19 protein-coding genes and 1 tRNA gene are annotated in these 23,254 nt (G+C 57.8%); 14 read left to right on the top strand and 6 right to left on the bottom strand.

Features of this window, described 5'->3' with window-relative positions:
* Positions 1-126: 126 nt before the first annotated feature.
* A complete protein-coding gene (locus tag F4X57_03690) occupies positions 127-1,200 on the bottom strand; it encodes a hypothetical protein (GenBank protein MYC06263.1) in 1,074 nt (357 codons plus the stop codon).
* Between the two features lie 420 nt (positions 1,201-1,620).
* Here F4X57_03690 and F4X57_03685 point away from each other — a divergent pair, with 420 nt between their 5' ends.
* Together F4X57_03685 and smpB are read left to right on the top strand one after the other, a co-directional pair.
* On the top strand, positions 1,621-3,081 hold the full coding sequence (locus F4X57_03685; protein MYC06262.1) for a PDZ domain-containing protein: 1,461 nt from the start codon (positions 1,621-1,623) through the stop codon (positions 3,079-3,081).
* On the top strand, positions 3,078-3,551 hold the full coding sequence (gene smpB / locus F4X57_03680; GenBank protein ID MYC06261.1) for an SsrA-binding protein SmpB: 474 nt from the start codon (positions 3,078-3,080) through the stop codon (positions 3,549-3,551). The genes F4X57_03685 and smpB overlap by 4 nt, the downstream gene beginning before the upstream one ends.
* A 214-nt stretch (positions 3,552-3,765) precedes the next feature.
* Here smpB and F4X57_03675 read toward each other — a convergent pair whose 3' ends face one another.
* A complete protein-coding gene (locus F4X57_03675) occupies positions 3,766-3,990 on the bottom strand; it encodes a hypothetical protein (GenBank protein MYC06260.1) in 225 nt (74 codons plus the stop codon).
* Between the two features lie 250 nt (positions 3,991-4,240).
* Between F4X57_03675 and F4X57_03670 the strand changes: the two genes are divergently transcribed.
* From F4X57_03670 to F4X57_03620, 11 genes are all read left to right on the top strand, one after another.
* The gene (locus F4X57_03670) at positions 4,241-4,735 is read left to right on the top strand and encodes a hypothetical protein (protein MYC06259.1); all 495 of its coding nucleotides are present in this window, start codon (positions 4,241-4,243) and stop codon (positions 4,733-4,735) included.
* Between the two features lie 105 nt (positions 4,736-4,840).
* Positions 4,841-4,917 (top strand) — tRNA-Arg (locus F4X57_03665).
* Between the two features lie 1,028 nt (positions 4,918-5,945).
* Entirely contained in the window at positions 5,946-6,632 is a 687-nt protein-coding gene (gene tenA, locus F4X57_03660; protein ID MYC06258.1) for a thiaminase II, read from the top strand.
* A 249-nt stretch (positions 6,633-6,881) separates the two neighbouring features.
* On the top strand, positions 6,882-8,222 hold the full coding sequence (locus F4X57_03655) for an alkyl hydroperoxide reductase (protein MYC06257.1): 1,341 nt from the start codon (positions 6,882-6,884) through the stop codon (positions 8,220-8,222).
* Between the two features lie 33 nt (positions 8,223-8,255).
* Positions 8,256-10,301, top strand: coding sequence for a thioredoxin domain-containing protein (locus F4X57_03650; GenBank protein ID MYC06256.1), 2,046 nt, complete (start codon positions 8,256-8,258; stop codon positions 10,299-10,301).
* Positions 10,302-10,365: 64 nt separating this feature from the next.
* Positions 10,366-11,295 (top strand): ABC transporter ATP-binding protein, encoded by a 930-nt coding sequence (locus F4X57_03645; protein ID MYC06255.1) that lies wholly within the window; start codon positions 10,366-10,368, stop codon positions 11,293-11,295.
* Between the two features lie 13 nt (positions 11,296-11,308).
* On the top strand, positions 11,309-12,388 hold the full coding sequence (locus F4X57_03640; GenBank protein MYC06254.1) for an ABC transporter permease: 1,080 nt from the start codon (positions 11,309-11,311) through the stop codon (positions 12,386-12,388).
* Positions 12,389-12,658: 270 nt separating this feature from the next.
* A complete protein-coding gene (locus F4X57_03635) occupies positions 12,659-14,131 on the top strand; it encodes an FAD-binding protein (GenBank protein ID MYC06253.1) in 1,473 nt (490 codons plus the stop codon).
* Positions 14,132-14,137: 6 nt separating this feature from the next.
* Positions 14,138-15,451, top strand: coding sequence for an FAD-binding oxidoreductase (locus F4X57_03630; protein MYC06252.1), 1,314 nt, complete (start codon positions 14,138-14,140; stop codon positions 15,449-15,451).
* Entirely contained in the window at positions 15,452-16,777 is a 1,326-nt protein-coding gene (locus F4X57_03625) for a (Fe-S)-binding protein (GenBank protein MYC06251.1), read from the top strand.
* 128 nt (positions 16,778-16,905) lie between these two features.
* Positions 16,906-17,697 (top strand): SDR family oxidoreductase, encoded by a 792-nt coding sequence (locus tag F4X57_03620; GenBank protein ID MYC06250.1) that lies wholly within the window; start codon positions 16,906-16,908, stop codon positions 17,695-17,697.
* Between the two features lie 62 nt (positions 17,698-17,759).
* Here F4X57_03620 and F4X57_03615 read toward each other — a convergent pair whose 3' ends face one another.
* Positions 17,760-18,254 (bottom strand): DUF4058 family protein, encoded by a 495-nt coding sequence (locus F4X57_03615; GenBank protein MYC06249.1) that lies wholly within the window; start codon positions 18,252-18,254, stop codon positions 17,760-17,762.
* 47 nt (positions 18,255-18,301) lie between these two features.
* Complete coding sequence (aroC, locus tag F4X57_03610; GenBank protein MYC06248.1) at positions 18,302-19,387, bottom strand: chorismate synthase; 1,086 nt, start codon at positions 19,385-19,387, stop codon at positions 18,302-18,304.
* A gap of 354 nt (positions 19,388-19,741) precedes the next feature.
* Here aroC and F4X57_03605 point away from each other — a divergent pair, with 354 nt between their 5' ends.
* Complete coding sequence (locus F4X57_03605; protein ID MYC06247.1) at positions 19,742-21,097, top strand: MFS transporter; 1,356 nt, start codon at positions 19,742-19,744, stop codon at positions 21,095-21,097.
* A gap of 250 nt (positions 21,098-21,347) precedes the next feature.
* Here F4X57_03605 and F4X57_03600 read toward each other — a convergent pair whose 3' ends face one another.
* Together F4X57_03600 and F4X57_03595 are read right to left on the bottom strand one after the other, a co-directional pair.
* Positions 21,348-21,671: a hypothetical protein gene (locus F4X57_03600; GenBank protein MYC06246.1), complete on the bottom strand. Its 324-nt coding sequence runs from the start codon at positions 21,669-21,671 to the stop codon at positions 21,348-21,350.
* Positions 21,672-21,897: 226 nt separating this feature from the next.
* Entirely contained in the window at positions 21,898-22,692 is a 795-nt protein-coding gene (locus tag F4X57_03595) for a hypothetical protein (GenBank protein MYC06245.1), read from the bottom strand.
* Positions 22,693-23,254: the final 562 nt, after the last annotated feature.

The following is a 23,254-nucleotide window of genomic DNA, read 5'->3' as shown; positions in this document are numbered from 1 at the left end:
TGTAATCCCCCCTCTCTGTACATCGGATCCTGATTTCTGTGAAGCGAAGACGCGACTTGTCGCGCTTCCTCGGCTGACACGCGGCGAAACAGGACTCGTTCATCGAGCGCCAACCGCACAGACATCTCACACGGCCGCGACCCTGATTACACCGGCATTGTGAAGCGCAACAAATATGTTCAGCATCGATTCGCCCGGGAGCTCGGTATCGATTTTCACCTGTTCGAGGCCGGACGCGCCTATATCGAGATTCGCGCCGTTTTCGCATATCAATACAATGCGGCCAAGGAACAGCGCCGATGCCGCGCCGAGCATGCCCATCATCCGGTACATACCGTCTGTGTGGACTTCGCCGCCGAGCACGAGTATCGCCGAGGCGCAGTCCCGCATCGCTGCCGATACTTCCTGCGATACCAAGAGACCGGCTTGCGCGTCCGTCGGTTGTGGGCTGACGCAGCGTATGCTGAATTCTCCAAGCATCGAGATGATGCGATCGGCAGCCTCGGAGTCGCCCACGCTGCCTACGAAAATGCGGTTTTCGCTGTTCGCAGACGATGCCGGCCGGAGTGCGGCAGCTTGATGGTCAGTGTCGGTAAGATAGGCCGGTGGCGGTTCGCTTGCCAGCCTAGGTTGCTCACTTGCGGCTCGTGAATTTATGGGATCTAAGACCGGCGGAATAGGCAAGCTAACGACGTACTGCCCGTCAGTTTCCGATACGATGCCCGCGAATTCGCCGTTGTCCAGAAGGATTGCGAGGCACTCTTGCGTCAATTCTACTTGCACTCCAAGATCGCGCCGTAGGATGTTCTCCAAGTATTCATTTGCCGGAAGGCCCCTACCTTCAAATAATTCGTAGAAACTGCGGAAGATCTTCGGCGCCGTCGCGGCGGCAATCATGGCATTCGTGCGTTCCGGCTCTTGCCTTGACGCTACTATGGTCTCGCCCAAGTCTGTGAGATGTATGTCCGCGTCGTTGTACCCGCCTTCAGTTAGACCGTATGCGGCGGAGGCGTTCAGACGCATCGTGAAAGCGCTGCTCTTGGGCGTCGTGCCAAGCGCGCTCGCAAGCATTTCTCTTTCGAAGGCAAGCCCGGCGTTGACTTCGTATATCGCGCGCGGCACGCTGAGCGCGTCTCGCAGCGTGTAATTCGGATACGGCCTGACCAATCTTGTGCGCCTGCTCTCGGGTGCCTGCGTCATTGGTGATCCTCCGATTCATCAATGTGGAAATCACTGAAATATGGACTGATAACGCTGAATATATCGAATATCAGCCTTCGGGTCAAGTAGTGTTGGAGTTATTTGGAAAAGGAATGATAGCCATAATAGGCGTGTAAAGCGGTCATTTTTGAATGTTGAAAAGCAGGACATTGTATTCAACATCAATTCACCTGCGAGTGAAGAGGCGTAACTGATTCGCTTGAGTGAGTCAGTCAAGGCTGTGATGCCCTTCTCAAATTTCGCCCCTTCCGTAGCTGAGCCCAGCGACTTCACCGCGCCCCCATTAGGTCCACAGAAATATATGCCAATTTAATGGTGGGAATGTAAGGGTTATGCGTGCGTGTTAGAATGGTGGGATACAACGCGAACTACGAGAAGGACGACACAGGGTGAGAACAATTGCCTTATAGTTTCAGTTTCAGGCGTTTGGGCATTGCGGCGATTGGCGTGGCGCTGCTCGCGAGTACGGCTGCTGCCTGCCAGACGGATACGAGCAGCGAGACGGAAAACGCGGCGCCTTTGGATGCGACTTCCGCCCCCGCAAGCGAAAGCTCCCCAACTTCAGCGGCATCACCGCAAACCGCGGCGCCTGACCCTACGCCTACGAGCACGCCTGAACCGTACGCATCAAACGACGGCGGCACATCGGCGGCGCAAGAAATGCCGACCAGAGCTCCGCGCGATTCTGCCGCTCTGGACGCTCCCCTATTCCCGGCGGTGATCCCGCAAGACATGCCGCTCGAAGTGCCGGAAGGTGTCCCGGAAGAATTGGCGATCGTCTGGCAGGTTTGGTCGATGCTCGCGGCTGAGCATGTCGATCGCGGCACATTCGATCCGGAGGTCTTCACCGAAGCGTCGATCCGAGGCATGCTCATGGCACTGGACGACCCGCACACAAACTATGTACGGCCCGATGTATTCGGCATGGAAAGCGAGGACATTCGCGGGCGCTTCGAAGGCATTGGCGCGCATGTGTCCATGAACGCTGACGGGCGGCTGGTCGTGGTCGCGCCGATTGCGAACAGCCCGGCAGAACGCGCGGGCATCCGGCCCGGCGACACCATCCTCGAAGTGGACGGCGAGAGCATCGAGGGCATAAGCCTGATTGAGGCGGTGTCGAAGATTCGCGGACCGCGCGGCAGCATAGTGCGGCTGCTGGTCCAGCACATCGGCGATGTCGAGCGTGTTGTCATCGAGGTCGAACGCGGCGTAATCCCCTTGCAGAGTGTCGTGATGCGCAGCGATCCGGGCGCTCGGATTGCGCACATCCGCCTGACAAACTTCTACGAAGACACCGCGGACACGCTGACCGAGACCATCCGCAACACAATGGCAGCGGGCACTGAAGGCATCGTGCTCGACTTGCGCGATAATCCTGGCGGGCTGCTGAACTCGGTCGTCGATGTTACGAGCCTATTCCTTGAAGGCGGGCTGCTTATCCTCTACGAAGTGGACGGCGATGGCAACCGCAAGGACTGGATTGTGCGGCAGAACGACGATGTGCTCGAGCAGGTGCCGATGGTACTGCTGGCGAATCAGTTCAGCGCGAGCGCGAGCGAGATCCTCGTCGGCGCGCTGCAGGACCACGACCGCGCCACTGTCATCGGAAGAAAGACCTTCGGTAAGGGCAGTGTCAGTGTCCTACGACAGTTGGACAACGGTGGCGGCCTTTTCATCACCTTCGCCCGCTGGTTCACACCGGACGGACGGCTGATCGACCGCAATGGACTGGAACCGGACATCGAAATCCTGCACGGCGACGCGCAGGAGGAAGACATCAGGCAGCTCGAAAGGGCGATTGAGAAGCTCGAGGCAGAACTCGAACAGTCTGCGCCAACTGCATTGAGGCCGGCGGCATGAGCAAGAAGAATAAGGTACAGCAGAAGCAGAGCGGCACCGTCGTCAACAATCGCAGGGCGCGTCGCAACTACGAGGTCTTGGACAGCGTGGAAGCCGGGCTGGTACTCACCGGCACGGAAATCAAGGCGATCCGCGAAGGGCGCGTGAACCTTAGCGATGCTTACGGCAAGCCGGAGGGCGGCGAGCTGTGGCTGATGAACATGCATATCGCGCAGTACTCGGCAGGCTCGAGCAACAACCACGAGCCGACTAGGCCGCGCAAGTTGCTGCTGCACAAGGACGAGATAATCCGCCTTTCGCGCCAGGTGTCAGAGCGCGGGCTGACACTGGTGCCAATGCGTCTGTACATCCGGCGGCATCGCGCGAAGGTGGAGCTCGCTGTTGCGCGTGGGCGCAAGCTGTACGACAAGCGCCGCGCGATGATTGACCGCGAACGCGAACGCGAGGCGCTGCAAGCAGTACGACGATAGCACGTCCTCTACCCTGCCGCCTCCACATCCGGACGGCGGTGTCGCATCTTTCATCAGTGCGCCTAAGCGAGTAGGCACGAGATGTGACATATCAGCATAATGCGCACATATAAGCACAAAGTATTTTCTACTCCATGAAATGAAAGAGCGCCGATTAACGTCGGCGCTCACTTCTTGCTTTTTTAGCGTCCCGTATGACCGGGCGAATTTTCTATTAGCCTACCCGCTTCACTTCCAGAGTCTCGCCGGGAGCCAGGGCGACCCGCCTGACGATGATGTCCAGCTTCAGCAGCCAGTAACCCAGCGTTGCCTTGCTGACTCCGAGGTAATCGGCTGTGGCGGACAGGCCGTTCTCCGTTACCAACTCCGGCAAGAGCTTCTCCAGGGGCTGATTGAACTTCTCTTCGACTGCCAGCATCTTCTTGGTCTTGCGCCTCATCGGTGTCCTCCTGTGTGGCTACTCTAATCTTTATCAAACCTATTGAACACATACTAGCGTCAAACCACGCATAGGGTCAATGCGTTTTTCTACACTTTTCTTTGATTTTCTTGCAATTTCTTTTGCTATCAAGTTTATTCAAGGCTTTTCAACAAGTTTCCGGTCAATTTAACCCCCTTCCGCGATGTAGTGTAGAATCTAATGCATAGGGATGATGACCGCCGGGACACTAGTACAAGGAGAGATTCCCGTGATCCGAGAGACACTAACGCAGGTGAGGCGCAATCATGCGCTCGAGCACGCCACCGTTTCGCTTATGCTGGAAGAAGGCGTGCGCGGTCCGCTTGGCGGCTATTCCCTGCCTTGGGGATTCTTCATAGTCGGCAATTTGTCCACAGAGCAGCTGGAGCGCATCGTGGAGACGGCGCGGAGCAGCCTGAGTGCGGGTAATAGCGAGATGGCAATATCGCCGCATTGCGGGACGAATATCGCGCTGGCGGCGCTGCTCTCCGGCGTCCTGTCTAGGCTGGCGTTAGGCAGAAGCAAGCAACTCAGGTGGAAGCGCCTGCCTCTCGTGTTCGGCGCGGTTGTGGTGGGCATGCTGTTGAGCCGGCCCCTAGGCAATGCGGTGCAGCGGCACTTCACCACCCTACCCGACATCGGCGCGCTCGAAGTTGTGAGCATTCGCAAGGCTTGGCCCGGCGATCAGCCTCGCTTGCACCGCGTCATCACGCGAATGCCGTAGCCGCGCGTCCGCTCCATGTGCATGAGATATGCCGGCGCCCTTATTGGCATTGCTTGACCGAACATATATGCATTGGCTACACTTGATTGCACAGCCTCTCGGCGCGTCCCTGTAGCTCAGTTGGATAGAGCGGCTGCCTTCTAAGCAGCGGGTCGCGGGTTCGAATCCTGCCAGGGACGCCACACAATTCTCCGCCCACAGCATTACCTATAACCATATGGTTACCATTTCAATTGCAGGCGCACTTCTTACCATTGCCGCTTCCACCTTTGCAATATGACTATAGCGACGATACCAATACAGGCATTGCATGACAATTACATATTACCATAGCACTCTAGGTGGGCGCTGGCACAATTGTCATAGTAAAATATGACATTATAGTGCTCACACTCAGAGTATGTGTCCCATCGGCGCCCTGTGAGATGAACAACTACTCATTCAGCACCACCAAAACTGCTGCATCAGCGAAATTGGCGTATCTCCCCCCGCCAGTCGCGAAAATAGCCCGTCTCCAGATCGCGCGCAGAGGGCTTATTTGGGGCACCGATGGGTAAATGTACCTGAGCTTACCCTGCTTTACGATCGGCCAGCACATCTACAATCATTCTCCAATACTACACAGCAACGGATTTTCTGAACTCGTGCGGATACATCCTGTCGATACCTTACCAATCGACGGCTCGCGGCTCGTCGAGATTACTTCGCGTTTTGATTTAGTTTCGGCACTGCCATAGTGTCAGGCATCCGCGAGCAATTTATAGTTTGACAAATCACATTTTGCAGCGCCGGTCGTCGTTGGAAATCTTGGCGCGCCGCGCCGCCTCTTGGTTGCTAGTCGATTCATATAGGTTTCCGCACTATTAAGATGCGCCAAACCAATGAGCATCGCCGAGCGCGACCCTATCCGCCGTTGGAGCTATTCCGCCAGTACAGGCGTCTAACCACTCCCCTACCCTATTTTATGCTTTGTACAAAATAATTATTATACTTTTACAACCCAATCACCCATTCATCCCATTGACGCCGGGATCATTCCAATTGGACATCCCCTTCCCTAACTCACTTCCCTGATTCCTTTACAGAGCCGAAGCGCACCTGTGAGTAGGACAATCTAGCCGCGACACGGAAAGAAATTTCGGCGAGTCTTCGCCTGCTGTGTTATATTTGTCGCAGCATGACGGTGCACACTCTGTAACGCATTGGCAATATGAAGGTGCCAAGCAAGGAGAGACGGATGGCTACTGAAAGCTTCTCGGCAGAACTGCGGCAGGAAGCCTTGCCTATTTGGGAGGCGATTTTCGAGCACCCGTTTCTCGCGGAGATTCAAGCGGCGACGTTGCCGATGGAAAAGTTCCGCTACTATGTCGAGCAGGACTACCACTATCTCGCCGGATTCGGGCAGGTCGTGGCGACCGCGCTGTCGAAGGCACCCGATTCGGCGACACTCCGCAGACTCACGCGGCGCATTACCACGCCGGTGGAACGTCTGCTGCACGGCAAGATGTTCGATCTTCTGGAAATGACGGAAGCCGAAGCTGAAGCTGTCGCGCTGTCGCCGACAAACTTGGCTTACATCAACCACATGCAAACGGCGGCATCGGCTGGTGGCGTTGGCGAGGCGGCGGCGGCGTTGCTGCCCTGCCCATGGACTTACCACGAAATCGGTCAGCTGATTGATGTACCGGATCACCCAGTATTCACCTACTGGGCAGCGCCTTATCGCGACGGGCTGCTTGAAGAAAGCACTGCGGCGTGGCGCGAGCTTGTGGACGAATTCGCGGCGAAATCAGGTCCGGCGGTGCGCGAGGCGATGCGCAGCGCGTTCATCACCAGCTCGCGCTATGAGTTCATGTTTTGGACTATGGCGTATCGGATGGAAGACTGGCCCGTGTAACAGGCTGACAAAATCAACCGTATGGCGACTGACAACGGAAAAAGAAACCACGCGGCGCGACCGCGACAGGCGAATTGACACAGAGCGAGGGAGACGAAGATGAGTCCCAGAATGTACGCGGGTCAGGTGAACGCGCCCGACTTTCCTGCCGGGCTGGAATGGATGAACATCGACAAGCCGCTGACCATGGCGGACCTGCGCGGCAAGGTGGTCGTGCTAGACTTTTGGACATACTGCTGAATCAACTGCATGCATGTATTTCCGCAGTTGCGGAAACTAGAAGAGAAGTACGCGGACGAGATGATTGTCGTGGGCGTACATTCGGCGAAGTTCGCCGCCGAGAAGGACTATGAGAATGTTCGCAAGGCGGTGCTACGCTACGAGATTGAGCATCCCGTCGTCAACGACAAAGACTTCGAGGTATGGTCGCAGTACGGCGCGCGCGCCTGGCCCACGCTTATGTTCATCGACCCGGAAGGTAAAGTGCTGGGCAAGCACGAAGGCGAGTTCGCAGTCGCTGACTTGGACAGCCTGCTTTCGAAAATGATAGCCGAGTACGACAACAACCAGCTCGTCAACCGCACGCCCATCACGCTGAAGCTCGAAAAGGATAAGGAGTGGGAGCGCCCGCTGTCATTCCCCGGCAAGGTACTTGCGGACGAACGGTCGGACAGGCTGTTCATAGCAGACTCCAATCACAACCGCATCGTGGTTACGGATTTGCGCGGAAATGCGCTCTATGTCGTCGGCAGCGGCAAGCAAGGGCTGCGCGACGGCGCATTCGACGAGGCGCAATTCCACGATCCGCAGGGCATGGCACTTGGGGGAGATACACTGTTTGTCGCCGACACGAAGAATCACGCAATACGCGCAGTTGACCTAGCAAATCAAAGCGTAAGAACCGTCGCCGGCACCGGCGAGCAGGCAAGATCGTTCCACCGCGGCGGCAACGCGCGCTTCGTACAGCTGCGTTCGCCATGGGATGTCGTGCTCGAAGGCGATAGCCTCTACATCGCTATGGCAGGCTTTCACCAAATATGGCGCTATGACCTGAACACGCAGGAAGTTTCGGCATTCGCTGGCAACGGACGCGAGCGCATCGTGGATGGACAGCTCGCCAACGCGGAACTAGCGCAGCCGAGCGGCATCGTCAGCGACGGCGAGAAATTATACTTCACAGACAGCGAAACAAGCGCAGTGCGGTCAGCGGACTTAAACACAAACGGCTCCGTCAACACCATTGTCGGCCTGCATCTGTTCGAGTTCGGGGATGTGGACGGCATCGGAGATGAGGTGCGCCTGCAGCATCCCATCGGCATCGAGCTGCACGATGGCGTGCTGTACATCGCCGACACGTACAACAACAAAATCAAGCGCATCTACCCGGCAACGCGCGGCGCGACATCGTTCATCGGCGTCAACACTCCTGGCCACGAAGACGGCGCGGGTGTATTCGCGCAGTTCCACGAGCCTGCCGGCATCAGCGTGGCGCGTGGCAAGCTCTACATCGCCGATACCAACAACCACGCCGTCAGAGTCGCCGACCTAAACACACAAGAGGTCAGCACACTGGAGATTAGCGGGCTGTAGCACCGGCAAGCCCCAGATGTAACGGAGAATAGAATGCCCAACCGCCTAGCTAACGAAACCAGCCCGTACCTGTTGCAGCACGCCAACAATCCTGTGGACTGGTATCCTTGGGGCGATGAGGCGCTGGAACGCGCGCGCGTGGAGGACAAGCCAATCCTGCTGAGCGTGGGATATTCCGCGTGCCACTGGTGCCATGTGATGGAACGCGAGTCGTTTGAGAACGCGGACATCGCGGCGCAAATGAACGACAGATTCGTCAGCGTCAAGGTTGACCGCGAGGAGCGACCGGACATCGACTCCATCTACATGACGGCAGTGCAGGCGATGACCGGACATGGCGGCTGGCCTATGACCGTCTTCCTGACTCCGGACGGTAAGCCATTCTACGGCGGCACATACTTCCCGCCTGAAGACCGGGGCGGCATGCCGAGCTTCCCGCGCGTCCTTGAGGCTATTTCGGACGCATACCGCAACAATCGCAGCGACATAATGCAGAACACTGAGCATCTGCTAGAACGCATGCGGCAGATGGCGGCGGTCGGGCAGCAGGGCTTTGAGCCGCTGACGGACGAAGTTATGCGTCTGGCGATGCGCAAGGCGGCAAGCGACTTTGACGACAGGCACGGCGGCTTCGGATTACAGCCAAAGTTCCCCCAGCCGATGACCTACGAATTCCTGCTACGCCACTACCTACGAACCGAAGACGCGGACGCGCTGCACATGGTCGAGCTGACACTGCAACGCATGGCGATGGCTGGCATCTACGACCAGATTGGCGGCGGATTTCACCGCTATTCTACGGACAACTTCTGGCTCGTACCGCACTTCGAGAAGATGCTCTACGATAACGCCCTGCTCGTCAGGCTCTACCTACATGCCTACCAGATAACCGGCAATCCGATGTACCGGCGCATCGTAGAGGAAACTCTGGAGTACATTCGGCGCGAAATGACATCACCGGAAGGTGGGTTCTACTCGGCGCAGGACGCGGACAGCGAGGGCGTTGAGGGCAAGTTTTTCATCTGGCTGCCCCAGGAAATCGAAGACGCGCTCGGCGAGGAAGACGGCGACATAGTCTGTCGCTACTACGGCGTTACGCCGCACGGCAACTTCGAAGGGCGAAACATCTTGCGCGTGGCGATGGATGCCGCCAATCTCTCGCGTGACGAAGGGCTGTCTGCCGCCGAGTTTAGCGAACTGCTGACTCGATCGCGCGACAAACTGCTTGAAGTGCGCAACCGACGAATCGCGCCGGGCCTTGACGACAAGATTCTGACATCGTGGAACGGGTTGACGCTGGCGGCTTTCGCAGAAGCGGCGGCAGTGCTAGGACGCGACGACTACGCCGACATCGCAGAGCACAGCGCAGAGTTTCTACTGGCGAATCTGCTGCACGACGGCAGACTCCTCCGCACATACAAGGACGGTACGGCCAAGCTGAACGGCTATCTCGAAGACTACGCCTTCCTGATAGATGGCTTGCTCGCGCTGCACGAGGTTAACTTCAGTCGGGAAACACTGGACGCCGCCATCACTCTGGGCAACGATATGATCGAGCTATTCTGGGATACGGCAAGCGGGCAGTTTTTCGACACGGGACACGACCACGAGCAACTTGTCGTGCGTCCGAAAGACCTGACCGACAACGCGATCCCTTGCGGTAGTTCTATGGCGGTATCGGTGCTGCTGCGGCTTGCTGTGATTAGCGGAGACGGCGATATGGAACGACGCGCGTCCGAGGCGCTGCGATCCGTTCGGCAGCTGATGATGACATTCCCCACTGCGGCTGGAACATGGCTAGGCGCGCTGGACTTCTATTTGTCGCGCCCGAAGGAAGTAGCGATAATCGGCGGTCGCGATGATGCGGAGACAGGTTCACTGCTCGCCGAAGTATATCGCAACTATGTGCCAAACCGCATCCTGCTATGCGCAAGCGAAGGTGACGACGACACCGGGTTACCGCTGCTCACCGAAAGGCGCAAGATCGACGGCAAGGCGACCGCGTATGTGTGCGAAAACTATGTATGTCAGCTGCCCGTAACCGATCCGCAGGCGTTCGCAAGGCTGCTAGTTGAATGATACATATAGCACTGCGGTCTCACATAATGTACATCTGCCATCACCCCCGAAAGGCGCTACAACCTTGACCGACGCAACGGATATTGTCATCCGAGTCGATAACCTCACGAAGCACTACGGCGAGTTACGCGCGGTTGACGGCGTATCATTCGACGTGCGGCGCGGCGAGGTGCTCGGCATTCTGGGGCCCAATGGCGCGGGCAAGACAACCACTCTGGAGTGCATCGAAGGTCTAACCGAGCCTACATCAGGCGCTACAACCGTGCTTGGCATAGACACGCAGCGCGAACCCCAAAAGGTCAAAGAGCGCATCGGCGTGCAGCTTCAGGCATCGGCATACTTCGACCACCTCACACTCAAAGAGATACTCGACCTGTTCGGCATGTTCTACAATCGTAAAATCGCCACCCTTGAACTGCTTAAACAAGTCAATCTGGCAGACAGAGCGAACACCACCGTCAACAAGCTTTCAGGCGGGCAGCAGCAGCGATTCAGCATCGCCGCTACGCTGGTCAACGATCCGGAAGTGGTGTTCCTCGACGAACCCACCACAGGCCTCGACCCCCGCGCGCGCCGCAGTCTCTGGAATTTCGTCCAGTCTATAAACTCCACAGGGTGCACCGTCGTGCTGACAACACACTACATGGAAGAGGCAGAGTACTTGTGCGACCGCATCGCCATTATGGACAGGGGCAAGATAGTCGCCTTGGACACCCCCGATAACTTGGTGCGTTCCCTGCCCGTTCCCTACCGGATAAGGGTCGGCGAAGAATGCAAAGAACGCATAGTGGAGCTGCACGAACTGGCGGGTGTGAAAGAGGCGCTGGCTGACGAAAACGGTGCGCGTCTGATGTCCACGGACGCATCCATGACCGTGCCTGCCCTGATGAATTGGGCAACTAAATCAGGCGTGAATCTGACGCATCTCGAAGTTGTTCCATCCAATCTTGAGGATGTGTTTCTGTCCATCACGGGACGGGCGCTAACGGAGTGATTCGCTTTACGACATGCTGCTTTACCATCTCACAATCGCCAACCTGAAGATGCTCGCGCGAGACAGACAGGCGTTATTCTGGGCGCTAGCGTTTCCACTCTTGTTCGTCGTCGTGTTCGGGCTCTTCTTCAGAGATACCGAATCAGCGCAGACCCTAGCGGTCATAGACTACTCGCAGGATGGAATGTCGGCGCAGATAATCGAAAATCTGGAGCAGGTGGACGGTCTAGTTATCGTCAGGCGAGACAACGAATTGCAGGCGCGCCAAGATATTGGCGAAGGCGATCTGAGACACCTGCTAATCATACCGGAAAATCTCGCGGCAACCGTTACGGACGACCCACCCGCACAAATCTGGCTGCTCTACGATGATTCAGACCCGCTCAGCGGTATTGTAGTGGGTGTGGTGTCGAGTTTCGTCGACCGCGCCAATCTGCGTATGGCGGAAGCCCCTACCCGCCTAGAACTCGCACCGCAGGGCGTATCCAGCCGCAGCATAGACTACATCGACTTCCTGATTCCCGGCCTTGCAATATGGGGAGTGATGAATTTCTCCATCATTGGGGTTGCCACATCTATGGCGGCGTATCGGGAAAAACGCATCCTGATACGGATACTCGCCACGCCGTTGAGGGTACGCGTGTTCTTTGCGGCGCGTGTGCTGTCCGCGCTGGTCTTGTCCGTCATTCAGGCGGCGATAATCCTCGCCACCGGCTGGCTGTTGTTCGGCGTCGCGGTTGAAGGCAACCTTTTGCACATCGCGTTGCTGGTCGCTCTGGGCAACATCGTGTTCCTCAACATAGGCTTCGTGGTCGGCGCGTTCTCCAAGACCGTATCGGCGGCAAGCGGTCTTGGCAATGCCGTCGGACTGCCCTTGATGTTCATGTCCGGCGTGTTTTTCCCTGTGGAAAATCTGCCCACAATTTTGCGTATTATCGTCGAGTACCTGCCGCTTGCGCCCATCGTTTCAATGGTCAGAGGCGTAGTCTTGCACTCCGCCGCCTTCTGGGAGTTTCCGCTGGAACTCGCCATCTTGTGCGGCTGGATAGTCATGTCCGCTGTCGCCGCAATACGCACATTCAAGTTTAGGTAGGGCTACGACAGGACAGCAGCAATCGCAGTCAAGGGCAAACAAATCACACAGAGTCCACATATAGGGATGCGGTGGAAGTGAAGGTTTTCATCAAGGTGCTGACAACTGCCGCCAACGCCCCTCCTAAATCAAGATAACTTTCACGCCCAATCCCTACGCCGCCTATCTATCGCAACGCCAGAGGTGGCAGGTCGCGATTCGTTTGCAACAGTATTGCCAATCCATTATCATTCTGTGTTGTCCACAAGCACATAGCAAGCGGAGCGAGAAATGGCGACAACGGACTATGCAAGCATCGAAGTCATCCGGCAGTTGCAAGCAATCGTCGGCGACGATTATGTCGTCTATAAGCCTGAAGACCTGATCGTTTACGAGTACGACGGCTCCGCGGACAAGGCGATGCCGTCCATCGTGGTCGTGCCGGAAGATGCGGAGCAAGTCTCGGCGGTCGTAAAGGTTGCGCGAGAGAACGAAGTCCCCATCGTACCTAGAGGCGCGGGCACCGGACTGAGCGGCGGCGCGGTCGCTCAGGTCGGCGGCATTGTAATCTCGCTCACACGCATGACGCGCATCCTTGAAGTGGATGTGGAAAACCGCATCGCAGTCGTTGAACCGGGCGTCATCAACTTGCACCTGACCGAGTATGTGTCGCAGTACGGCTTGTGTTACGCGCCTGACCCGTCCAGCCAAAAGGCTTGCACCATCGGCGGCAATGTCGCGGAGAACTCAGGCGGACCGCACTGCCTTGCTTATGGCGTAACCACAAACCACGTGCTGGGCATGGAAGTCGTGATGGCAGACGGCTCGCTTCAATGGGTCGGCGGACGCACACGCGAGACACCGGGGTACGACCTGCGCGGCATCCTCATCGGCTCCGAAGGTACGCTGGCTATCGTTACGAAGGTCATCGTGCGATTGCTGCGCCAGCCTGAAGCGGTCAAGACGCTGCTCGCGGTGTTCCGCGATGTGAGTGAGGCGAGCGCCGCAGTATCCGGTATCATCGGCGCAGGCATCGTTCCCGCCGCCATCGAGATGATGGACGCCCTCTGCATCCAAGCGGTAGAGCCTGCCGTGAATGCGGGCTACCCGGAGGATGCCGGCGCAGTGCTGCTAGTGGAAGTCGAGGGCTTGCACGAGTCTGTGGAGGAAGAGGTGGAGGAAATTGAGAATGTGTGCAACGAATTCGGCCCGATAGAGATTCGGACAGCGACAAGTCAGGAAGCGCGCGACCGGCTCTGGGCAGGACGCAAAGGCGTGCTGGGCGCGTTGGGACGGCTCGCACCGAACTATCTGCTGGTGGACGGCACAGTGCCGCGAACTAAGCTGGTCGAAGTGCTTTCGCAAATTCGGCAGCTGTCGCAGGACAGCGGCTATCCCATCGCTAACCTGCTGCACGCCGGCGACGGCAACCTGCACCCGTCAGTTCTGTTCGACGAGCGCAAGCCGGGTGATACGGATAAGGCGCTCGCGCTCGGCGGCGAGATACTGCGGATGTGCGTGGATGCGGGTGGCGTTCTGACCGGCGAGCACGGCATCGGGCTGGAAAAGCAGGAATACATGGACTTCATGTTCACTGACGACGACATGGAGGCGATGGCACGACTTAAGCCCGCGTTCGACACGCGCGATATGCTCAACCCGGCGAAGATATTCCCCACCGGCGCGTCCTGCGGAGAAGTGGCGGGCCACCACAGCCACTGGCACGGCGCGATAGCCCGCGTCGGCGCGGATGCTTGGATATAGACTTCGATGGCAAGTAATCTTGATCGCATCGCTGAGCTGCTCGGGGCGGCGTATGTCCGGGACGGCATAGATTCGGATGCGGTGGATGGCATTATTCCTCAAGTCGTTGCTTCGCCTCGCAGTGCAGACGCGCTAAGCCAACTGCTCGCTTTCGCCAACATCGAAGGCTTAGCAGTCGCACCACGCGGCGGTGGCACGCAAATGGCGATGGGCAATCGCGTGCGGCGTCTCGACGTTGTTGCGGACATGACCGAGATGGACGCCGTAGTGGAGCATAATTCTGCAGACTTGACCTTAGTCGTGCAGGCGGGAATCACCCTCTCAGCACTGCGCAATGCATTGGTGGAAGATAGGCAGATTCTGCCAATGGACGCTCCTCTGCCCAATAAAGCGACGATTGGAGGAACGCTGGCCGCGGGCGTCAGCGGTCCGCTGAAGTGGCAGTACGGAAGCGCGCGCGACCTCGTCATTGGCATGAAGGCAGTGCAAGCGGACGGCAGGCATGTGAAGAGCGGCGGCAATGTGGTCAAGAATGTCAGCGGTTACGATATGGCGCGACTGCACGTCGGCGGGCTGGGCACGCTTGGCGTCATCACGGAAGTATCCTTCAAGCTCACTCCAATGCCGCGCCGAGAGTCAACGCTGCTGGCGCAATTCAACACCGTTGCCGATTGCATGAGCGCGGCGCTGAGCATATTCAACAGCGGCGTAATGCCAATCGCTCTCACCGCGTTCAACCGCGCGGCTGCAACTGGCATGGCGATGGACGACTACACGGACGCCGCGAGTAGCAACGCATACACGCTCGCAGTCAGGCTTGGCAGCAGACCGCGCACATTGAGGCGCATGGAAAGCGAGGCTCTGTCAGTCATCGAAAAGCGGGCGCAAGTGGCGCATACGGAATCGATTGGCGCTGAATCAAGCGCGCTCTGGGCAACACTCGCAGATTTCGGGCATGCCGATGGCGAAGCGCCTGCGCTGTCTGCGCGCATCGCCGTATTGCCGACCGATGTCGCGGATGCGATGGACGCTCTCGAACGAATCGGCGACGCGGCAATCGCGACGCATCCCGGCTATGGTATGATAAACGCGCACTGGTTCGACACGAACGCCGATCTGACCGCGCATGTGCGGAACGCGCGACAGGCGATACACGAACTCGGCGGATCGCTGATAGTCGAGCGCGCGCCGCTTGCGGTTAAAGACGGCATCGATGTCTGGGACTACACTGGCGCTTCCATCAAAGTGATGCGGCGCCTGAAGGCGCAGTACGACGGCAACGGCATACTCAATCCGAACAGGTTCACTGGAGGAATCTGAATGGCAACCGCCCCTCAGAAGCCCCAATCGGAAGATGGAATATCCCTGTTTTCCGGACCTGACGCGCCGCAAGAGTCCGAACTGTACAAGTGCGTCCACTGCGGCTTCTGTCTCCAAGCCTGCCCCACTTACGTCGAAACCGGCTTGGAGGCGGAATCGCCGCGCGGACGCCTTGCTCTGATGAAGGCGGTCAACGAAGGTCGAATCGGCATAACGGACACGGTGATGCGCCACTGGGACCTGTGCATCCAATGCCGCGCTTGCGAGGTCGCCTGTCCGTCTGGCGTGCCGTACGGCAACCTTATCGAAGCCACCATGCAGCAGGTCGCAGATCGCAGAAAGCCCGGCTTCGTCAACGGCAAAATCGCGTCATTCGCGCTGAACAAGTTACTGCCCAATCAGCGCATGCTGTCGATGGTCATTGGCAGCATGCGACTCTACCAGCGACTCGGCATGCAGTCGGTGATGCGCAAGAGCGGCTTGCTGAAGCTGCTGCCCGGCAACATGGGCGATTTGGAAGAATCCATGCCGTCGCTGCCGTCCGAAGTCTTCAAGGCGCGCGGTCAGGTTTATCATGCGCAGGGCGAATTCAGAGCGCGTGTCGCATTGCTTGCCGGTTGCGTTATGCCGCTGGTGCACGGACCCGAGATGAACGCCGTGGTGCGCGTCCTTACTCGAAACGGCTGCGATGTGGTCGTGACGAAGGGACAAGGCTGTTGCGGCGCGATAAACTCGCACGTGGGCGATCTCGAAGTAACACGAGAACTTGCGCGGCTCAACATCGACGCTTTCTTGGCGGAAGATGTGGATCATATCGTGGTGGCGTCGGCGGGCTGCGGTTCTCGCATGAAAGAATACGGGCATCTACTCAGAAACGACCCCGACTACGCCGACAAAGCGGAAGCATTGAGCGCAAAGGTAAAGGACATCCACGAATTGCTTGCAGCGCTGCCGATAGTGCCACCGAAGGGACACCTGCCCTATCGCGTAACCTACCAGGACTCCTGCCACCTGTCGAACGCGCAGCGCGTAACTGCCCCGCCAAGGCAACTACTCAACGCTATTCCTGGCATCGAGTTCGTCGAGCTGTCCAACGCGGACAAGTGCTGCGGCGCGGGCGGCACATACACAATCACCGAGCGCGATTTTTCGATGCGGATACTCGACACGAAGATGCGCGCCGTTCGTGAAACTAGGGCAAACGTCATCGCAACCGCGAATCCGGGCTGCCTGATGCAGATGCAATTCGGCGCGCAGCGAGACGGCATGGAAGTGCAAGTCAAATACATTACCGACCTGCTAGACGAATCATACAGCAAAGAGTAGTCAGTCGTCCGCCGTCGGCGCTGAACAGAGCCTGAAAATAGCAAATTTCAAATTATTACTGACTCCACTCTGTTCGCTTACAACTGAAAACTATCAACTGAAGACAAAACACAAGGAGAATTAACGCTATGGATATGGGACTCAACGGGAAGGTCGCGCTCGTAACCGGCGGCAGCGACGGTATTGGCAAGGGCACGGCGACTTCGCTCTGCGCGGAAGGCGCGAGCGTGGTCATTTGCGCGCGCCGGCAAGAAGTGCTGGACGCAGCAGCGGAAGAAATTCGCGCGGCGACAGGCGGCGAAGTTACGCCAATACGAGCGGACGTGACCAGTGACGAGGATGTGGACAACCTGTTCAACGCCATCGTGGAAAAGTACGGCAGGCTGGATATTCTGGTGAACAACGCCGGCACATCTGCGGCGAACCTGTTCGAGAATGTCTCCGACGAAGTATGGCGATATGACCTTGAGCTAAAGCTCTTCGGCGCAATCCGCTGCTCCAACAAGGCGATTCCGCTGATGAAGGCGCAGGGCGGCGGTCGCATCGTGAATATCACGACGCCCGGCGGCAAGGCGCCGACGGCAGGGTCGGTGCCGACATCGGTCAGCCGCGCGGCGGGCATCGCGCTCACGAAGGAAATGTCAAAGGACTACGCCGGCGACAACATCCTCGTGAACACGGTATGCATCGGTCTTATCAAGGCAGGGCAGCACGAACGGCGCTGGGAATCCGCTCGCGAGGAAAACTCCGACCTCACACTTGAAGCGTACTACGAAGATATGGGCAAGCGCGTCCCAATCGGGCGCGTTGGCGAAGCGCGAGAGGCGGGCGACCTCGTGACTTTCCTGGTGTCCGACCGCGCCGCCTACATCACAGGCGTAGCGGTCAACATCGACGGCGGCACATCGCCAGTCGTGTAGCGGATTTTGCGATTCAAGCAAAATACGAAGGGGCGTACCCAAATACGCCCCTTTATCGTTTATCATAACGCCTTATCCCTGAGCAACTCGTCCGCCCAGTCCGCTTCCGCATCCGACAGCGCCGGTTCGGCATCGGCGGCGTAGTTCAGTGCCAGGTCATAGCCTGCGCTGTCATATATCCCCGGATGCTTGTTGCTCGACGACAGAACCTCTATGGCAGTTGTCAGATAATCGCTTCCAACCTCACGCACCTCCAAGTAGCCTTCGCGTACCTCTTCCGGCAGCGGAAATCTTACAGCGACAGCGCTATCTCCGGCATCTTCAGCTACGATTAACGGCGAATGGTCAGAAGCGTCGCCATTGCCGGACGCACCCAGTACAGACACATACGGCATCCTGAACGAACTCTTTTCGTCAGGTTCGCTGAGATATACGCGCTGCTCTATCCTGACATAATAGCGCGGACGGACTTTCGCCGCTAAGTCGTCTCTGATCGCTACGATTAGCCCGTTCTGAACATCAGGCCATATAGAGGTCTTCTCCAAATTTGGATCCATCCCCGGAAACGGTGAAGGCCTGACAATCCCCCTATTTCTCGCAGCTCCTATACACTGCCCCGCTGCCCACGCTGGCGTAAGGCATGGTCGGCGAGGACTAGCGCCATCATGGACTCCACGATTGGCACGGCGCGCGGCAGAACGCACGGATCATGTCTGCCCCTGCCTTGAAGTGTAACTTCATTGCCGTCCACATCGACGGTGTCTTGCTCGCGCATTATGGTCGCAGTGGGCTTAAATGCGGCGCGAATCACGATGTCCTCGCCGTTGCTAATGCCGCCCTGTATGCCACCCGAATTGTTCGTGCGTGTGCGGATGCGACCACTATCGTTATAAAACGGATCGTTGTGCTGCGAGCCGGTAAGCGTCGTACCACCGAATCCGGAGCCTACCTCAAAGCCCTTGCATGCGGGCATAGACAGCACCGACTTGGCGAGGTCCGCTTCGAGCTTGTCAAAGACCGGCTCGCCCAAGCCAACGGGCACACCGCGCGCAACGCATTCCACGACGCCGCCCAGCGAATCGCCGTCTTTGCGCGCTTGCTTGATGCGCTCAATCATTTGCACCGCCATGTCCTGGTCCGGGCAGCGCGCGATGTTCGATTCTACATCTTCCAGCGTTACCGTGGACGAGTCAACATCGGCGTGCAGCTTCCAGACCTGCTTGACATACCCGACGATTTCGACTCCAAATTCGCGCGCGAGTATCTTCTTCGCGATTGCGCCTGCCGCAACGCGACCTATCGTCTCGCGGGCGCTGGCACGACCGCCGCCCTTCCAGTTGCGTATGCCGTACTTGGCATCGTAGCTATAATCGGCGTGCGACGGGCGATAGACACGACGCATGTGGTCGTAGTCTTTGCTGCGCGCGTCGCCGTTCCATACGCCAATCAGAATTGGTGTTCCGAGCGTTTCGCCCTCGAACACGCCGGAGAGTATCTCGGCGCGGTCGCCTTCCTTGCGCTGCGTGGAGATTTCGCTCTGACCGGGACGTCTGCGGTCTAGTTCCTTCTGTATTTCCTCTACCTCAAGCGGCAGTCGCGGCGGGCAACCGTCAACCGTTACACCGATTGCGTCGCCGTGCGATTCGCCCCAAGTCGTGATTCTGAACAGGTGCCCGAGTGTGTTTGCCATTTCACTATTCCTCAAATGTGCTGTCCGTCAGAGCAGATAGCCAATTCAAAATACTGTGTAAGTCGCGTACATCGTAACATTAGCGGCGGCGATTGTGGTAGAATGTTCGTAACATCGTTTGGAAACACGGGTCTGGGTTGAACACCTGTGAGCGCCTGCCGCTAGTCGGATGAGCGCTGCTTGCAGCCCAGGCCCCTTTTCTTTGCCGTTCTCGTCGTGATCGAATGATGCCTATAGGCCCCATCCTAACCGCCCACTTGAGAGTGAAAGGACGGGTGGGTCCGAAATCATCCAATCGCTGCTTGTATCCGCATTCGCTTGCGCCGTCATCCCATTGGGTATAGACTTGCGGGCATGTCTGACGCCTCCGATGTTCCCGCGAGACGGCAACCCGCTGTAGCAGCAGCGCGGTCTGCCCCTCCCCAGCCTTCCACGATACCGACAAGTAATTCCCCGCCCCCAAGAACCACGACGAGTTTGGGACGCCGCGCGCCTCCACGCTCGGACTGGCGGTCGACCTTCGATTCGCTCCGCAACCGTAATTTCCTGTATCTGTGGCTGGGCATGCTTGTGATGATGGGTGGCATGCAGATGCAGATGATTGCGCGCGGCTATCTCGCGTACGAACTTACATCATCGCCGTTCTTGTTGGGTGTGGTGAACTCAGGGTTTGCAGTACCGCTGCTCGCGCTGTCGCTATTCGGCGGGGCGTTTGCGGATCGACTAGAGCGCAAGTACATCATACAGTTCGGACAGGGAATGTCCGCGGCGCTGGCCATCATCATCGGCGTCGCCATACATTTCGATGTGATTACTTGGTTTCACCTGTGGATTGCGTCCATCATTCAAGGCGCGCTGTTTTCCTTCCTGATGCCCGCGCGACAGGCGATTATCCCGCAACTCGTTGGGCAGGAACGCTTGTCGAACGCGATGGCGCTCAATGCCGCCGCAATGAGCGCGACGACGCTCGCTGCGCCGGCGCTCGCCGGCTGGGCGTACGCCTACCTCGGCGCCTACAATGTCTATTACATCATAGCGGGGCTGGCAGTCATCGCGTTCGCGCTTACCGGGCTGATACCGCGCGCAGGCACAGGTGCCGGACGCCGTCCCGCGCCGATGATTGGCGACATCATCGACGGACTGGTCTATATCAAGCGCAGCCCGCTGGTGCTGATACTGCTCCTGATGGGACTGGCGACCGCGCTTCTCGCCATGCCTTTCCGCTTCCTGATGCCGATATTCATCGTGGATGTGTACCGCATGGGACCGGAGGCGATGGGACTGCTGGTCACGATAATGGGCGGCGGCTCGCTGGTGGGTTCGCTGTTCATCGCATCGCTGGGCAAGAGCGGGCGCGGGATGCTGCTGTTAGTCGGCAGCTTCATATCGGGCGTAACACTGCTGCTAGTGGCGGTCATTCCCAACTATGTCATTGCCGCCGTTCTGATGCTACCACTTGGACTCGGCGATGCGGGACGGCGCACGCTGAACCAGTCGCTGATAATGGAAGAGGTAGAGGACAGGGATCGCGGTCGAGTGATGAGCGTGTTCATGCTGAACTTCGGACTGATGCCGCTGGGCGTGCTGCCCGCAGGCACGGCAGCCGAGTACATCGGCGGTCAGGCGGTGGTCGGTATTCTAGCCGTGCTGCTGCTAGGCGTTACAACGCTCATACTGGTCACGCAAAAGCGGCTGCGCGAGATGGCGTAACAGTTTTCAGTGAACAGTTATCAGTTGTCAGTCTAGAACTCATCTCACAAATAGTCTCGCCGCTCAAAATCGCGTTAAGTCTGTTTGTGAATGAAACGGATTTATATCTAAATCTCGTTCGCCCTGAGCCTGTCTGAGCGCAGTTGAAGGGCAAGGTTCGCGGACTTGGTTAGTTATGAGATATCTTCTAATTAGGTAGATTAAGTCCGCCGATGGACGCAACCAATAACTAACGGCTGGCAACTGAAAACTACTTACAGGTATCGGTCTTCAGATGGACGATGAACGGCCCTGAGACTATTTTGGACGGGAATACGAGCGCCTCCAGCTCTTCCGGCGAGTCCGCGACATTCAGCGTGTAAATCCAATTGTCTCGTGTCGCAACGGGTTCGGCAGCTTCGACCGAGTTCAGCAGGCTGGAGATGATTGTCGTGCTCTTGCCCCCGCAGATATTCAACACCTCGCGCTCTATCAGGGCGCGCGCCTCCGGTTCTGAGAGTTCGGTAGATACATTCGGCAGGCAGGCGATAAGCCCAAATGCCGCCAAGACCGCAATCAGTAGAGTTCGCTTCATTAATTCACTCTCACGCGCTGTAAAATGGAGTTTCCTCGCGGCAGATTCGCTCTAAGGCGTTCGCGGCAGGCGCGAAAAGCGAAGAAGAACACTTGAATACCGTAGCAGGTTTGCCGATATTAAACAATTGATTTTCAGCGTAACTTACGAACACAGCCCCGCGACAAATGCAGTCGCGAGGCTGCGCAAGTTTTGAATTACGGTTCGTCTAAGCTGCTCTGCGGAACTACTTGGCGTTCGCCGCCTGCATTTCCACAGCGACCTTTTCGACCTCTACGACGCTATCTGCGAGCACCGCGGGGTTAAGCCGAGCGGCGTGATCGCTGTATCCGGCGCGCTCCAGCATAGACGCCAGCTTGCCGCCCTTGAAGAGGTTCAGCGTCCACTCCAACGAGTCCGGCGTGGCGGTCATGTCGAGGTACAGACGCTGGTTCTTCGCGCGCGGTCCATAGTGATAGTGCGGCGCGCGCTCGAAGCAGTCGAATGTGAGCAGCTCGTACTCTTCGCTGCCGAGATCGCCCAGCACATGTATCGCCACACCACGATCATTGGCGAGTTCTCGGAACTCAATGCCGAATCGCACGGGCCCAGCCTCGATTATGACATCGCCGCGGTCGTGCACCACCGTTCGCCTGCCGTCAACCGCCATCTGCCTCGCCGTCGATTCGGTCTCGGCGAGCGCGTCTTGCAAGCTGTCCATGTCGATGCTGTCCGCAAGCTCGTCATAGCCCGCGCGGCGCACCATCTCCGGCAGGTGTGTGTTGAGCTGATTCAGCGTCCAGTCTAGCGAGTCGCCTTCAGTCGTCTTGTCCAGCATAAGGCGCGTGTTGCGCTTTTCCGGACCGTAGTGGTAGTGCGGCTCGTGGTCGAAGCAGTCAAAGCGCAGCAGCTCGACTTCCTCGCCGTCCACATCGCCGAGCGCATGGAGGCACACGCCCTGATCGTTGAGCAGGTCGCGGTATTCCAGCCCAAATTTGATATTGCCGTCTCCGATGATTACATCGCCTCGCTCTCGTGCCATAGCGAACCCTCCCTTTCAGAGATTATTGTGCATTTGCGTGGATTATACCCCCAAGTTCAATCGCGCGCAAACGAGGGCTATTCCAACGATAGCGTTTCCATTCAGGTAGTTTGAATAAAAGCCCGTTCGCGAGAACTCGGCGCACGTGGTTCGCCCTTCGGCAAGCTCAGGACTCTCACCACGAACGGCGGTAAAACGCTCTTGAATACCTAACGGCAGTAAACGCTATCGTGCGATATGTGTCAGCCTTCTTGGGACTGGGCTGATATGGATGGAGGGGATGGACAGGATTTCTAGGGGCTGCGGTTGTTGATGGGGATGGTTAGCTTGGGAGTGGGGATTTGGGCTGCTGCGGTGTGGGACGATCGGGCGGTCGCCCCTACGAGGTTGTAGCGGGCCAGATTGCCGTCGAGTGTTCCCTGCTCGTCTTCGGGGTCGGGGTCGTTGGGGCCACAGGTGGCGAATGCCATTGCGTCTTCGGGGTTCTTGCCTTCGGTGATGTATCGGTTGTAGGCGTTGTACCTGTCTTCGGCTTCTTGCGCTGCCTCTTCGTCGCCGGACT

This window comes from Chloroflexota bacterium (assembly GCA_009840355.1).
Taxonomy (GTDB): Bacteria; Chloroflexota; Dehalococcoidia; order Lucifugimonadales; family JADFKI01; genus Bin90.
This window is presented reverse-complemented; position numbering and strand designations above follow the sequence as displayed.

Bases quoted from the DNA above. Each gene is read 5' to 3' on its own strand.
- F4X57_03690 (MYC06263.1), bottom strand. From the start codon at position 1,200: ATGACGCAGGCACCCGAGAGCAGGCGCACAAGATTGGTCAGGCCGTAT.
- smpB (MYC06261.1), top strand. From the start codon at position 3,078: ATGAGCAAGAAGAATAAGGTACAGCAGAAGCAGAGCGGCACCGTCGTC.
- F4X57_03675 (MYC06260.1), bottom strand. From the start codon at position 3,990: ATGAGGCGCAAGACCAAGAAGATGCTGGCAGTCGAAGAGAAGTTCAAT.
- tenA (MYC06258.1), top strand. From the start codon at position 5,946: ATGAAGGTGCCAAGCAAGGAGAGACGGATGGCTACTGAAAGCTTCTCG.
- F4X57_03655 (MYC06257.1), top strand. From the start codon at position 6,882: ATGCATGTATTTCCGCAGTTGCGGAAACTAGAAGAGAAGTACGCGGAC.
- F4X57_03650 (MYC06256.1), top strand. From the start codon at position 8,256: ATGCCCAACCGCCTAGCTAACGAAACCAGCCCGTACCTGTTGCAGCAC.
- F4X57_03640 (MYC06254.1), top strand. From the start codon at position 11,309: ATGCTGCTTTACCATCTCACAATCGCCAACCTGAAGATGCTCGCGCGA.
- F4X57_03635 (MYC06253.1), top strand. From the start codon at position 12,659: ATGGCGACAACGGACTATGCAAGCATCGAAGTCATCCGGCAGTTGCAA.
- F4X57_03630 (MYC06252.1), top strand. From the start codon at position 14,138: ATGGCAAGTAATCTTGATCGCATCGCTGAGCTGCTCGGGGCGGCGTAT.
- F4X57_03625 (MYC06251.1), top strand. From the start codon at position 15,452: ATGGCAACCGCCCCTCAGAAGCCCCAATCGGAAGATGGAATATCCCTG.
- F4X57_03620 (MYC06250.1), top strand. From the start codon at position 16,906: ATGGATATGGGACTCAACGGGAAGGTCGCGCTCGTAACCGGCGGCAGC.
- F4X57_03615 (MYC06249.1), bottom strand. From the start codon at position 18,254: ATGGATCCAAATTTGGAGAAGACCTCTATATGGCCTGATGTTCAGAAC.
- aroC (MYC06248.1), bottom strand. From the start codon at position 19,387: ATGGCAAACACACTCGGGCACCTGTTCAGAATCACGACTTGGGGCGAA.
- F4X57_03605 (MYC06247.1), top strand. From the start codon at position 19,742: ATGTCTGACGCCTCCGATGTTCCCGCGAGACGGCAACCCGCTGTAGCA.
- F4X57_03600 (MYC06246.1), bottom strand. From the start codon at position 21,671: ATGAAGCGAACTCTACTGATTGCGGTCTTGGCGGCATTTGGGCTTATC.
- F4X57_03595 (MYC06245.1), bottom strand. From the start codon at position 22,692: ATGGCACGAGAGCGAGGCGATGTAATCATCGGAGACGGCAATATCAAA.